Source organism: Amycolatopsis acidiphila (assembly GCF_021391495.1).
GTDB classification, from domain to species: domain Bacteria; phylum Actinomycetota; class Actinomycetes; order Mycobacteriales; family Pseudonocardiaceae; genus Amycolatopsis_E; species Amycolatopsis_E acidiphila.
The window spans coordinates 3757186-3770436 of record NZ_CP090063.1 but is presented as its reverse complement, the minus strand read 5'-3'; the positions used below and the strand labels follow the sequence as shown (position 1 = coordinate 3770436).

The 13251-nt window shown below is 68.1% G+C and carries 10 protein-coding genes and 4 pseudogenes; 6 read left to right on the top strand and 8 right to left on the bottom strand.

Going from position 1 to position 13251, the window contains the following annotated elements:
• Positions 1-221 precede the first annotated feature (221 nt).
• Entirely contained in the window at positions 222-1532 is a 1311-nt protein-coding gene (locus tag LWP59_RS18345) for an IS110 family transposase (RefSeq protein ID WP_308431802.1), read from the top strand.
• Positions 1533-1549: 17 nt separating this feature from the next.
• On the opposite strand, the pseudogene LWP59_RS18340 reads toward LWP59_RS18345, so the two are convergent.
• From LWP59_RS18340 to LWP59_RS18335, 3 genes and pseudogenes are all read right to left on the bottom strand, one after another.
• Positions 1550-2313 (bottom strand): annotated as a pseudogene (locus LWP59_RS18340) (cytochrome ubiquinol oxidase subunit I).
• A gap of 75 nt (positions 2314-2388) precedes the next feature.
• A pseudogene (locus LWP59_RS41055) lies at positions 2389-2567 on the bottom strand (cytochrome ubiquinol oxidase subunit I); the annotation flags it as partial.
• Between the two features lie 535 nt (positions 2568-3102).
• Positions 3103-3966: an alpha/beta fold hydrolase gene (locus LWP59_RS18335; RefSeq protein ID WP_229858615.1), complete on the bottom strand. Its 864-nt coding sequence runs from the start codon at positions 3964-3966 to the stop codon at positions 3103-3105.
• A gap of 29 nt (positions 3967-3995) precedes the next feature.
• Here LWP59_RS18335 and LWP59_RS18330 point away from each other — a divergent pair, with 29 nt between their 5' ends.
• Positions 3996-4469: an amidohydrolase family protein gene (locus tag LWP59_RS18330; RefSeq protein WP_229858614.1), complete on the top strand. Its 474-nt coding sequence runs from the start codon at positions 3996-3998 to the stop codon at positions 4467-4469.
• Here LWP59_RS18330 and LWP59_RS18325 read toward each other — a convergent pair.
• Entirely contained in the window at positions 4433-5446 is a 1014-nt protein-coding gene (locus tag LWP59_RS18325) for a helix-turn-helix transcriptional regulator (RefSeq protein WP_144645157.1), read from the bottom strand. The two genes, LWP59_RS18330 and LWP59_RS18325, sit on opposite strands and share 37 nt — an antisense overlap.
• 299 nt (positions 5447-5745) lie before the next feature.
• Between LWP59_RS18325 and LWP59_RS18320 the strand changes: the two genes are divergently transcribed.
• The 4 genes from LWP59_RS18320 to LWP59_RS18305 all read left to right on the top strand — a co-directional run bounded on the left by LWP59_RS18320 (position 5746) and on the right by LWP59_RS18305 (position 9156).
• On the top strand, positions 5746-6906 hold the full coding sequence (locus tag LWP59_RS18320; RefSeq protein ID WP_144645158.1) for a glutathione-independent formaldehyde dehydrogenase: 1161 nt from the start codon (positions 5746-5748) through the stop codon (positions 6904-6906).
• Between the two features lies 1 nt (position 6907).
• A complete protein-coding gene (locus LWP59_RS18315; RefSeq protein WP_144645159.1) occupies positions 6908-7483 on the top strand; it encodes a type 1 glutamine amidotransferase domain-containing protein in 576 nt (191 codons plus the stop codon).
• The gene (locus LWP59_RS18310) at positions 7480-7800 is read left to right on the top strand and encodes a hypothetical protein (protein ID WP_144645160.1); all 321 of its coding nucleotides are present in this window, start codon (positions 7480-7482) and stop codon (positions 7798-7800) included. The genes LWP59_RS18315 and LWP59_RS18310 overlap by 4 nt, the downstream gene beginning before the upstream one ends.
• A gap of 147 nt (positions 7801-7947) precedes the next feature.
• On the top strand, positions 7948-9156 hold the full coding sequence (locus tag LWP59_RS18305; RefSeq protein ID WP_229858612.1) for a zinc-dependent alcohol dehydrogenase: 1209 nt from the start codon (positions 7948-7950) through the stop codon (positions 9154-9156).
• Between the two features lie 90 nt (positions 9157-9246).
• Here LWP59_RS18305 and LWP59_RS18300 read toward each other — a convergent pair whose 3' ends face one another.
• From LWP59_RS18300 to LWP59_RS18285, 4 genes and pseudogenes are all read right to left on the bottom strand, one after another.
• Positions 9247-10218: an MFS transporter gene (locus tag LWP59_RS18300; protein ID WP_407653127.1), complete on the bottom strand. Its 972-nt coding sequence runs from the start codon at positions 10216-10218 to the stop codon at positions 9247-9249.
• Positions 10216-10854, bottom strand: a pseudogene (locus LWP59_RS18295) (IS256 family transposase); the annotation flags it as partial. The pseudogene LWP59_RS18295 and the gene LWP59_RS18300, both read right to left, overlap by 3 nt.
• Complete coding sequence (gene ltrA / locus LWP59_RS18290; RefSeq protein WP_101436346.1) at positions 10763-12226, bottom strand: group II intron reverse transcriptase/maturase; 1464 nt, start codon at positions 12224-12226, stop codon at positions 10763-10765. The pseudogene LWP59_RS18295 and the gene ltrA, both read right to left, overlap by 92 nt.
• Before the next feature lie 589 nt (positions 12227-12815).
• A pseudogene (locus LWP59_RS18285) lies at positions 12816-13244 on the bottom strand (transposase); the annotation flags it as partial.
• Positions 13245-13251: the final 7 nt, after the last annotated feature.

The window sequence follows — 13251 nt, the reverse complement described above, 5'->3', positions numbered from 1 at the left end:
GTAGATGAGCACTCCGGTGAACAGGGCGACAGCGGCGAATGTGCTGATAGCGCTACCTTCTTTCATGGCTGGGACCTCCGGGGAACGCTCCGTGTGCTTGTCCCGCGAGGACTGTCATGAGACGGCGTCCTCGGAGGTTTTAGCCGGAGGCTTGTCGTCTTGGAGGGTGTTGTCCCGATGAGGACTGGTTTATCAGCACGACGCGCCGCCTCCGGTTCCAGTTGTTTCGTTGCCGGGCGAGAAGGGAGTCGACGCATTTGCTGGGAGTAGGTATCGACTGGGCGGAATCGTTTCACGACGTGGCGTTGGGCAGACCCGGCGAGGGTGTGATCGAGCAATTCCGTATCGATCACACCGCCGCGGGAGTAGGACGACTTGTGGCCCGCTGCCTGGAACTGGAACCCGACCCAGCCGATGTGCGAATTGTGCTGGAAACCCGACACGGCCTTTTGGTGGAAACACTGGCTGATGCCGGTTTTACGATCCTCCCCGTGAACCCGGACCTGGTGGCCCGCCGCCGCGGCCCGGCTAAAAAGAAAGACGACGCCGACGACGCCCGCATCTGCTGCCTGCTGGCGCTCGACCAGTTCCTGGAATTGCGGAAACTCATTCCCCATGGCGAACTGGCTGGAGAACTGCGCACCATCGCCCGTGACGACGAACGCGCCGCCCGCGACGAACGCCGACTGCTCAACCGGCTGCGTGCGGACCTGCTCGCGACCTTCCCAGCCGCGCTGGGCATCGCCGGCGACGACCTTGGCTCGCCAGTCGTGTTGCGGCTGCTGACCCGCTGGCCAGCACACGACCAGCTCGCCGCCGTCGACCCCGCCGACCTCGTCGCGTTCGCCCGCGCCGGCAAGCATGGCTGGCCGGACCGGTTCGCCGCCCGCGTCGCGGACGCCTTGGCCACGGATCGCCTGCCCGTCAAGGACTATCTGGTCCGCGCGAAAACAGGCACCATCTCGTTGACCGCGACCCAATTGCCGGCTATCCGCGATCAACGGCGGACCTGGGAACGCCGCATGGCCGAGTTGCTGCTCGGATCGCCCCGTTACGGCCGCGCCAAACAGCCGAAGGAACCTGACCCGGGAAAAGCAATCCCGGGCGGTGACATCTACCTCAGCTTCCCCGGCCTCGGGGACCGGCTCGCCGCCCGGATAGCCGGAGAAATCGAAGACGACATCACCCAGTTCGACACACCCAACGGACTGCAATGCTACGGGGGAACCGCTCCGGTCACACGGCGCTCCGGCCGCAGCGAGTTCATCGTCGCCCGCCGTCTGGCACACAACCACTACCTGGGCACGGCTGTGCACCAACGGGCCTTTTGCAGCCTGTCCCGCAGCGTCTGGGCACGCGAGTTCTACGACGGGAAAATCGCCGCCGGGAAAAGCCATCACTCGGCACTGCGAGCCTTGGCGAACCGGTGGCTGGAAATCTTCTGGCACTGCCTGGTCAAAGACATCCGCTACGACGAAACCGTTCACGTTCGCAACCGTCAACGGGCTCTCCAACCGCCTTCGGCGGCCTGAGGTTGACAGAGGATGTCTCATGAGTTCCGCTCCGCGGGTGTCGGCGCTGGCCCGTAGGGCACGCGGCCTTCGTCGTCGTCGCCCTCTCCGGCGTTCCGCCAGCGCTCCCGGAGCAACCGCAGGACGAGGAACGTGCCGCCCGCCAGCGCGGCGTACAGGGCCAGAGTGGCGGCGAAGAACGGCCAGATGTTGCCGCTGGTGAGTGCCGCATCGGCGGTGAGCAGATGCCCGACGACCGTCCACGGTTGCCGCCCGACCTCGGTCACGACCCAGCCCGCTTCCAGCGCGATCACTGCGAACACACCGCTGACCGCGACGCAGCGCAGGAACCACTTCCCCTCCGGCACCCGGCGCCGCCGCCACCACAGCCAGGCGTACCAGGCGGCCAGTGCGAGCAGGGCGAAGCCGGTGCCGACCATGACCTGGAAGGCCAGATGAACGGTGTTGACCAGCCGGTCCGCCGGGCAGACCGGGCGGGTACCGCGTCCAGGCCGCGGATCTCGGTGTCCGGCGAGAACCCGGCCAGGAGCGAGGCACCGAGGGGGATCTCCACCCCGTACCGCACCTGACCGCCGGCCAGCACCCCGCCACGCACCTCCGGAACCCGGGTACTGGTTTCCGGCAACGCCTCGATCGCGGCGAACTTCGCGGATTTGTCGTGGAACACCTCGCGGGCGGCGACGTCACCGACGAAGATCTGGACCGGTGCGGCCAGCGCGGCGACCGTGAGCGGGATCGCCAGCCCGAGCCGCCGCAGCCGGTCCCGCCGCCCGCGCAGCATGCCCGGATGCCGAACGCCGCGCCGAACCGCCCCATCAGGCCCGGCCACAGCAGTCCGAGCTCGAACGACAGCACCGTGCCCGACACGGCTCCCACCGCGAACAGCACTCCGGCCACCTGCGACCAGCGCCGCGCCAGCAGGAGTGCCTGCTGGTCACCACCTCGCAGCCCGCGCCGGTTCGCGATGAGCATGATCGCGGTGAAGGCCACACCGAACGGGACAAGGATGATGTGGAACCCCAGGGTGAACGCCATCATCTGCCGGGCGGGAAGCAGCTGGTCCGGTCCGGCCGCCGCCAGCACGGGCTCCATCCACGGGTGCGTGCCCCCGGGTTCCCCGCCGCGCCCCGCCCATGCACGGTCCGGGGAACGACGGTGCGGCCACTGTGGACGGGCGGAGCAAGGCAATCGCAAGGCGGTAATGAGGTCGACCGCGGCGGGCGAGGGAATCTGAGCTGCGCTGGCGGGAACGGGAGCCCGCCCGGCCGGGCTGTTTGTGGTGGGCGGTACGCCCGGCCGGCGGGCGCGTTCCTGTCACGGGACGGACGGTGCAGGTTGCCGGTCCGCTGCTCGCCGAGCTTCTCGGCCGGGAACCCCGCGATGTCGCCAACCAGTTCGCGGACGCTGACGCCGCCTGACGCTCCCGGCCAGGGCGACAACCCGTAGCGGCCGCTGGTGGAAACACCGCTGACCGACCTCGCGACGGCATCAGTGACCGCGGTACCGCGGCGCGGCATCGTGACACCCTGGCGTACCCCTCCTCGATGCGGGCTGAGTTCGCGCATCGGCGTCAGGAACGAAGGGCGCGCAGGCCGGCGCGGATTTCGCTGACCAGGATCTCGGGCTGTTCCAGAGCCGCGAAGTGCCCGCCCTTGCCGGCCTCGCCGTAGTGGATCAGATTGCTGTAGGTGTCTTCGATCCAGCTTCGCGGCAGGAGCGGGATGTCCTTCGGGAAGACGGTCACCGCGACCGGAAGCGTCAGCTTCGGGCCGGCGAACGTCGCCGATGCGTTCTCCCAGTAGATGCGGGTGGACGACGCCGCGCTGTTGGTGAACCAGTAGAGGGAGATCGCGTCGAGCATGTCGTCCACGCTGAGAACGTCCTCGGCGAGCCCGTGGTTGTCGGTCTTGGCCTGGAACTTCTCGTAGATCCAGGCTGCCTGACCGGCGGGGGAGTCCGCGAGGGCGATTCCGACGGTCTCCGGCTTCGTGCCCTGCAGGTGGTTCGACCCACCGAGCTCGCCGGTGTAGCGGGCGAGGGTCTCCACGGCGTGGCATTGTTCGGGCGACAAGGTGTCGGGTATCTGCGCGGGAAAGGCGTACTGGGTGTTCAGGTGAATTCCGAGCAGCCCCTCCGGTTGCATGGCCCCGAGGGCGGTGGTGACCACGGCACCCCAATCGCCGCCCTGCGCGGCCCACCGCGGGTAGCCGAGACGCCTCATCAGCTCCACCCACGCGTTCGCGATGCGCGGGACGGTCCAGCCGGTCTCCGCGGGCTTCTGGGAGAACCCGAACCCGGGCAGCGAGGGGACGACGACGTCGAACGAATCGGCGGCGTCGCCGCCGAACGAAACCGGATCGGTCAGCGGGCCGATCAGCTTCAGGAACTCGACGATCGAGCCCGGCCCGCGGCGAGCAGTGGACGACGCTGGCACCCGCACTCCGGCACTGGCCCTCCCCGGTCGTGCTCGACCACCTCGGACTTCCCGGCAGCTCCGCCGGAGCCGAACACACCGTGCTCGACCTCGCGCGACGCGAGCACGTCTGGATCAAAGCCAGCGCGCCGTACCGCTCCCCCACGACGGCTGCCACCACCATGCTCGGCCGGATCCTCGCCGAGGCCGGACCACATCGACTGCTCTGGGGCAGCGACTGGCCGTGGACCCGGCACGAACACGGCCGGACCTACGCCGCCTGCCTCACCTGGCTACGAGAGCGCGTCGACGACCAGACCTTCCACGCCGCCGTCGACCACAACCCGGCCAGGCTTCTGCACTGGTCCCCGACGGTGGCCGCGCCTGCGAGCCCGGGCGCCGAGCGCGTTTCCGGTACTCGTGAGGTGCGGCTCGATGCCGGCAAGGGGGCGAAGCTGAGACCGCCCGGCAGGGCCCTGCCGGGCGGTCAGCGCGTGGGTGCGCGGCGCGGCGGCGGAACATAACAGCCCTCCCGCTCGGCCCGGACGGCCGCCAGGGTCCTCGTCGGGGTGTCCAGTTTGTGCAGGATGTGCTCCACGTGGGCCGCCACGGTCCGTGCGGCGATGGTGAGCTGCCTCGCGATCTGCTGGTTCGATCGCCCGTTCACCAGCAGGCCCAGCACCTGCAGCTCGCGCGGCGTGAGGCCCCGGCAGTCGACGTCGGGAGTGAGCAGGAGCGTGCCCAGGACGAAATCCGGGACCTCCGTCGCGGTCAGCATCGTCATGCGCACGTGCCCGGGGACTCCGGCGCAGTCTTCCACGGGCCACAGGAAGGACCGGTACACCTGACCGGCCAGGAGCGTGCCTCGGGCGATTTCCACGACGGGCGAGTCCCGGGCCAGGAGCGAGTGGTCCTCGAGTCCTGGCAGCGGGTAGGTGGAGCCGTCGCGGAGCAGGACGGCACCCGACGTGGCACCTTGCACGAGCCGCGCGGTACCGACGAGCGAACGCATGGGCGACACGCACCGGGCGACCAGCGGGGCGAGCTGCCCGATGCGGTCACGAAGCGCCGCCGACGGTGCATTCCGGCCGGAGAAGAGCAATGTGAGCATCCCCAGGTAGGGGCCGCCGGGCTCGAAGAGCGGGACACCCAGGCCGTCGCGGAAGCCGGCCGGGATGAGGCAGTCGGCCCAGGTGGGCAGCTCACCGGCCGGGACGGGGAGCTCGGCCAGGCTGACCGGTGGCCGGTTGCGGTCGAGTTCGGCCAGCCGGATCTCGCGCGAAACCGACGGACGGTCCAGGTACTCGAGGACGGATCGCTCCAGCCCCGTGCTTCCGACGGTCGCGTAGACGTTCGTCCCCGGATCCGACAGAGCCAGCCACGTCGCCTCGGCGGGCAGCCGGTCCTGCAGGGTGTCCAGCAGGGTCTGCGCTCTCTCCAGCAGGGGGACGCCGGAGGAGGCGATCTCGATCATCTCGGCAACGGCCGGATCGTCCCGCACGGCGGCTCCCTTGGTCAGTGCGATCAGAGGCGTACGGAACACCGGCGATCGGACGTTCGTGATCGGCTGGGGCCGTTCGCGACTGGAAGATCGGCCTTGCGGTACCCGCTCGGGCGACACCCAACCAGTCTCTGCGACTAACTCCCGCACGTTCGTGTCGCACGGGTCCGCAACGTGGGAGGGGAAACCGGGCTCGTATCGGCATCTCTGCCGATACCGGCCCGGACATCCGCTTCGTGTAATGGAACTGCCGCTCGGCCGCGGGCGGTGGAGACCATTCGCCACGAGGGAGAACACAGATGAAGGCAGTCGTGTATGAAGGACCGCGGCAGGTGAGCGTCAAGGACGTGCCGGACGCGAGGATCGAACGGCCCACCGACGTCCTGGTCCGGATCACGTCGACGAACATCTGCGGCTCCGACCTCCACATGTACGAGGGCCGGACCGACTTCGAACCCGGCCGCTGGTTCGGGCACGAGAACCTGGGCCAGGTGGTCGAAGTCGGCGACGGGGTCGACAAGGTGCGGGTGGGCGAGTACGTGGTGCTGCCGTTCAACATCGCCTGCGGGCACTGCAAGAACTGCGAGCGCCAGCTCACGAACTACTGCCTGACCGCCCAGCCCGACCCGAAGATGGCCGGCGCCGCGTACGGCTTCGCCGACATGGGGCCGTGGGCCGGAGGACAGGCCGAGCTGCTGCGCGTGCCGTGGGGTGACTTCAACTGCCTGCGGCTCGGCGAGGACGCCGAGGAGCGCCAGACCGACTACGTGATGCTCGCCGACATCTTCCCGACCGGCTACCACGCCACGGAGATGGCCGGTGTGCAGCCCGGCGACCAGACCGTCATCTACGGCGCCGGCCCGGTCGGGCTGATGGCGGCGCTGTCGGCGACCATCCGGGGAGCGAGCAAGGTGATGGTCGTCGACCGCCACCCCGACCGGCTCCGGCTGGCGGAGTCCATCGGCGCGATCGCCATCGACGACTCGAAGGTCGACCCGGTGCAGGCCGTCCTCGACGAGACCATCGGACTGGGGGCCGACAACGGCTGCGAATGCGTCGGCTACCAGGCGCACGAGCCAGACGGCCGGGAGCAGGCGAACCTCACCATGAACCGGCTGGTCGCCTCGGTCCGCTTCACCGGGAAGATCGGCAACGTCGGTGTCTTCGTGCCGCAGGACCCCGGGGCCAACGACGAACTGGCCAAGCAGGGCAAGCTCGCCTTCGACTACGGCATGTTCTGGTTCAAGGGTCAGCACATCGGCAGCGGCCAGGCGCCGGTGAAGAAGTACAACCGGCAGCTGCGCGACCTGATCGCCGGGGGCAAGGCCGAGCCGTCGTTCATCGTGAGCCACGAGATTCCCCTGGCCGCGGCGCCGGACGCCTACGAGCACTTCGACAACCGCGACGACGGCTGGACGAAGGTCGTCCTGCACCCGGCGATGGCAGAGGCGAGTGCCTGAAATGGCCGGAACGCTGAACGGGCGCAGGGTGGCCATCCTCGCGGCCGACGGGGTGGAGCGGGTCGAACTGGCGCAGCCGCGGCAGGCGCTGGACGACGCCGGCGCGCGCACCGAAGTGGTGTCGATCAGCAGCGGGGAGATCCAGGCACGCGACCACGACCTCGAGGACGCCGGCACCTTCCCTGTCGACCGCTTGGTGAAGGAGGTCTCGCCCGACGACTACGACGCACTGCTCCTGCCCGGCGGGACGGTGAACCCGGACAAGCTGCGGATGGAACCCGCCGCCGTCCGGTTCGTCCGGGACTTCGTCCAGTCGCGCAAGCCGGTCGCCTCGATCTGCCACGGTCCGTGGAACTTCGTGGAGGCCGACGTCGCGCGGGGGCGCCGGCTGACCTCGTGGCCGAGCGTGCGCACCGACCTGCGCAACGCCGGAGCGGAAGTGGTCGACGAGGAGGTCGTCACCGACGGCAACATCACCACCAGCCGGTCGCCGGACGACCTCCCGGCGTTCTGCGAGCGCATCGTGCGGGAGTTCGCGAAGGCCCCGGCGTCCGCCGACGCGGGAGGTGGAGCATGATCCCGTCGCCCGGGGAGGTGATGTCCCAGGCGGTCCGGGTCGGCGAAACCCTCGTCCGCGGTGCCCGCTCGGTCATCGGCCCACCGGCTCACACGCCGGGCGCGGCGGGGCGGCCGGCGTCGGGCTGGCTGGCGGTGACCGTGTTCCGCGAGCCCGCCGAGCTCAAGTCCGCGGCGCTGCCCGCACCGCTGGCGGAGCTCGGTGACTTGATCGAGGTCCCCATCCGCCCGGCCCCCGGCGGCAAGGGCTCCGAGCTCGCCGCCCGGATGCGGGACGGGCAACCGCGGGGCACGGCGGCCGAGCGGCTGAGCGGCTGAGCGGCTGAGCGGCAGTGATCCGCAGTCCGATCTGCGGTCGGCTCTGCGCCGGGCCAAGCAGATCTTCGAGGTGGGCGAGGTGCTGGCGGTGGACCCGGCCCCGCACGGCAAGCGCTCGGCGACGCCAGGAGGAGCGCTGCTGGAGGCGTGGACGAGGGTGGCACCCCGGGCAGGTGTGCGGTGAAGGCGGTGACCTGGCGCGGCGTGAACGAGATCGGCGTCGAGGACGTTGCCGAACCCGCGATCCTCAACGACCACGACATCATCGTCGAGGTGGGGCTCAGCGCGACCTGCGGCTCGGACCTGCACCTGGTCGGCGGTTACATCCCGGCCATGCGCGCGGGCGACGTGCTCGGCCACGAGTTCATGGGCACGGTCGCCGAGGTCGGCTCCGGCGTGATCAAGTACCACGTGGGCGACCGGGTGGTGGTGGTCTCGTTCACCAGCTGCGGGCAGTGCTGGTACTGCCGGCAGGGGCTCTGGTCATTGTGCGACAACGGGAATCCGAACCCGGGGATCACCGAGGCGCTGTGGGGTCAGTCGATCGGCGGCTGCTACGGCTACTCCCACGCGATGGGCGGCTGGGCGGGCAGCCACGCGCGCTACATCCGGGTGCCGTACGCCGACCAAGGGGCCTTCGCCGTTCCCGAGGGCGTCTCCGACGAGCGAGCGCTGTTCGCCTCCGACGCGGCGCCCACCGGCTGGACAGGGGCGCACCAGGCAGGCGTGCAGCCCGGTGACGTGGTCGCGGTGTGGGGTGCCGGAGGAGTGGGCCAGATGGCGGCCCGCGCCGCGATGCTCATGGGAGCCGAGCGGGTGGTGGTGATCGATCGGTACGAGAACCGCCTGGCGCAGACCCGTACGCACATCGGGGCGGAGACGCTCGACTACGAGCAGGTCGAAGTCGCCGCGGAGCTGCGGGAGATGACCGGCGGCCGCGGACCGGACGTCTGCATCGAGGCGGTCGGCATGGAGGCGCACTCCCCTGGCCCGCAGCACCTCTACGACCAGGTCAAGCAGCAGATGCGGCTGCAGACCGACCGTCCGGCCGCCGTGCGCGAGGCGATCTACGCCTGCCGGAAGGGCGGGACGGTGTTCACCCTCGGCGTGTTCGCCGGCCTGGTGGACAAGTTCCCCCTCGGCGCGGTGATGAACAAGGCGCTGACCCTGCGTGGCGCCCAGCAGCACGGGCACCGCTACATCCCGGAGATCCTCGAGCGGATGAGCCGTGGCGAGGTGCGGACCGAACACCTCGCCACCCACGTGATGCCGCTCGACGACGGACCGAAGGGCTACCGGATGTTCAAGGAGAAGGAGGACGGGTGCGTCCGCGCCGTGTTCCGCCCTGGTGGGTGAGGCGGTGACCGGCCGTCCCCCATCGCGAACCGGCGCCGTCCAGCTCGCGTCACCTGGCGTTCGACGGAGCTGGACGGCGCGGCCGCGTCCTCACTCGGTGGGCAGCAGTGGTGGCTTGCTCCGCGACGCCGTTCGCGTCTGGTCGGGCAGCTTCGATCCGTAGGTCTCGTGCAGGGCGAACGTGCACAGCAGTGAGAGCACCGCGGTGCAGACCATGTACCAGGCCACCGCCGTGACGCCGCCGGTGCGGTCCAGCAGCCAGGTGGCGACGATCGGCGCCAGGGCGCTGCTGGCCAGCGTGCCGAGGGTGTAGCCGAACGAGATGCCGGAGTACCTGATCTTCGTCTCGAAGGCCTCGGCGAAGAACGCGGCGAGTGGGCCGAACGCGGCGGAGAAACCGGTGCAGATCAACAGGTAACCGAGCGCGGCCAGCAGGAACGAACCGGTGCCGAGCAGCCAGAACCAGGGAAACGCCAGCACACCCATCGCCACGGTCCCGGCGGCGAAGACCGGCTTGCGGCCGAAGCGGTCCGACAGCGCGCCGAAGATCGGCAGGGTGACGAAAGTGAGGGCCATCGCCGCCAGCACGATCCACAGCATCGAGTTACGGCTGAAACCGACCTGCTGGGCGCCGTAGCTCAGGCCGAACACTGTGGTCAGATAGAACGTGACCCCGATCGAGAGGTAGGCACCGCCGGTCAGCAGTACCTGTTTCGGATACTGCCGCAGCACGACGGCGATCGGCAGCTTGACCACGTTCTCCTTGTCCTTCAGCCGGTCGAAGCTGGGGCTTTCGCCGAGCTTCAGCCGCACGGCGAGTCCGGCGAGGACGAACACGCCGCCGATCAGGAACGGCACCCGCCAGCCCCAGGAGAGGAAGCTCTCGGGCGACCGGCCGTGTCGGCGTCCGGCTGGGCACCGGTGGCGAGCACGCGACGCAATGCCGAGTTCCGCAGGCCACGCAGATCGGTCCCGGCGAGCTCCACATAGGACGATCCGGGTGCGGAAATCGTGTTCACCCAAAACCGTTCCAGCAGGCCGCGGACCCGCATGGGGTCCCAGCCGGAAGGTATTGCGGATGAGGTGGACGATGCAGGTGTGGACAACGGTCTGCGGCCACACGTTCGCAACGACGTCGGGCAGGCCTTTGAGGCCATCGCAGACGAGGAAGAACACGTCCCGGACGCCGCGGTTCTTCAGGTCGATCAGCACGCTCATCCAGAACTTCGCACCCTCGCCACCGACGCCCATCCACAGGCCCAGGACGTCCTTGTGACCGTCGATGGTGACACCGATGGCAGCGTAGACGGGCCGGTTGGCGATCTGGCCGTCACGGACCTTGACGTGGATAGCGTCGATGAACACGGCGACGTACACCGGGTCGAGCGGGCGGTTGGCCCATTCCTGCATTTCGGCGACGACCTTGTCGTTGATCCGCGAGATCGTTTCCTTACTGACCGAGGATCCATAGATCTCGGCGAAATGTGCCGAGAGTCGAGTCGGCCTGGGGCGCAGTTCCGGCGTTGCCGTCGGTCTGTTTCCCCAGGCCGCTCGCCGAACCCGCCGTGCGCCTTTCAACGCAACGGGCTCTCCACGGTTTCTGTCGTTAGGCGCGGTTCGCGCAGGGCCAAGGGCTGGGAATACTGCGCCGACGGTACCGGGTGACCGGTGTCGCCGCGATGTTGCGCAGTTCAATCCCGTCCACCGCGATCGGCCGCCACCCCGTCGGGGTTCGCAGCCAGCGGTGGACGTCCTTCCATCTCCAACGCCGTTTGGTCTTCACCCATCGGACGATTCGCCACCAGATAAAGTAAGCGATCCGGTCGAAGGTGTGCTTGGCCACGGCGTGCCGGAAATATTCAGCCCAGCCGCGTGTGATCCGATTGATCCGGATCAACACGGCCCGTAGGTCCTGCTGTGATGTCCTGCGCGTCAGGGCACGAATTCTCGCTTTCAACGACCGGAGTGGCCGATCGCCAATGAAAGTGTAGAGCCGCCACTGATCGCGGGTCCCTTTCTTGATTCTCCACCGGATGCGGAAACCCAGGAAATCGAACCCATCGGCGATGTGCACGATCCGAGTCTTGGCCGGCGATAAACGCAGACCCATCGGAGCGAGCACCTGCGCGACTTCCTCGCGCAACGTCACCACGTGGTCCCTGGTGCCGAACACCATGACGACGAAATCGTCCGCATACCGGACGAGTCGCCAGGTCGGCAGACCCAGGCGCCGATGGCGGTGACGCCGGTTTTCTGTCGACATCCAACCTCCTGGCCGCCAGTCGCGGTGCAGGTACTCATCCAGCACCGACAACGCGATATTGGCCAATAACGGCGAGAGGATGCCCCCTTGCGGCGTCCCGGTCGGTGTGTCCCGTTCCTCGCCGAGCTCGGTCAGGATCCCAGCCTTGAGGAACGATTTTACCAACGTGAGCACACGCTTGTCCGTCACCCGCGCCCGCACGCGGTCCATCAGGGCCGCATGGTCGATGGTGTCGAAACAAGCTTCGATGTCGGCGTCCAAAACCCATTCGTAGCCGCGGCTCCCGAATAGATGGATGTCGGCGATCGCGTCGTGTGCCCGCCGCTTGGGCCGGAACCCGAACGAGACCGGATGAAAATCAGCCTCGAATATAGGTTCCAGAACCAGCTTCAAGGCAGCCTGAACCACACGATCCGCGACAGTAGGAATGCCCAACCTGCGGACTTTCCCCGACCCACCAGGTTTGGGAATCAACCGTTCCCGAACCGGCTGCGGCCGAAACGAACCGTCTTTGACCGCTCTGCGAATGCCACCCAGAAACTCCAGGGCACCGATTTCCCGCTCAATCCGGGCGACGGTGACGCCGTCCGAACCAGCGGTTCGTGCCCCGGTATTCGTCGCGACCCGCTCCCACGCAACACGCAGGGTCGCCGGGTCGTGCACGAGGTTGAACAAGTCATCGAACCGTCGGCCAGGATCGGCCGACGCCCAACGATGAAGCTTGGCCTGCATTTCCGATACCCGACGGAACGACCCAGCTTCGGGTTGTTCCGGAGCGCCGCTATTCAGCGGCGCGTCTTTCGGCATTGCAGCATCCCTTCTTCTCGGAACCGCTGCCGTCCTTCCCCAATGTGACCGGCTTTCCCGGCCTCCGAGTACTACGACGGCTCCGCCCTGTCCGGTGTGTTCGGCAGACGGTGTGCCTATCCCGACGCGCAAACTGGATGCCCACGAGCCGGGAACCATCGCCAGACAGTTCCCGTGTTCACTGCTGATCGCTTGCCGAAGGAGGCATCTGACTTTGTTCCCGCGATATCGCCGTGACTACGCCGCAGACCTTCACCACGGCCTCCCTGCGAAGGTGAAAATCCCCGCTCAGGAGTTCCCCGCCTCACCAGAGAACGGGTGCGCATCGCAACCGGCCATCCGCCAGGTTTCAGCCGGTGACTACTTAGGAAACGTAACACGCCAGTTCCTCGCGTATACCTCTTCGGCTCGTTTGCCGGACCCGCACCATCTGGCAGTTCTGGCACGTCCCGGTTTTGTCAGGGCCGCTTGCCACCCTTACCGGCACCTCCCGGTTCAGGCTGCCCTCAACTTCAACAGTCCGCTGCGACGGCCTGCAGGAGAAGGTCTTCCACCTCCTCGCGATACAACAGCGCTTTCACGGCGCACTATCCCCGGTCGTCATTCCCTTCGCATATAACGACAATACGATCTCATCCACCTCGGTGAGCCGACACCGCCGCTTCTTCACGATCTGCGGTTCGAACGTGCTCTCCCGGTCCCGCGGCACGTTGACTTCGACTTCGCCGGCCGCGTCCGAGACCACCGTTTTCGGGCGGGTGCCGTTGCGCACGTTCGTTGACTCGCGGTCCGGGGCGGCCTGGTTCTTCTCGTGTCCGAGGTGCTCGGTCATTTCCTCGTTGAGTGCGGTTTCCAGCACGTTTTTGCTGAACAGCTTCAGCAACCCGTCCGGGCCGGTCAGCGCCAGCCCGCGGGCTTTCGCTTCGGCCACCATCGCCGCCGCGGCGGCCTGCTCCGGCGGCAGCTCCTGCGCCAGCGTGTACTCACTCTTGCGTGGACTCACAAGCTCCGATGTCATCACTCAC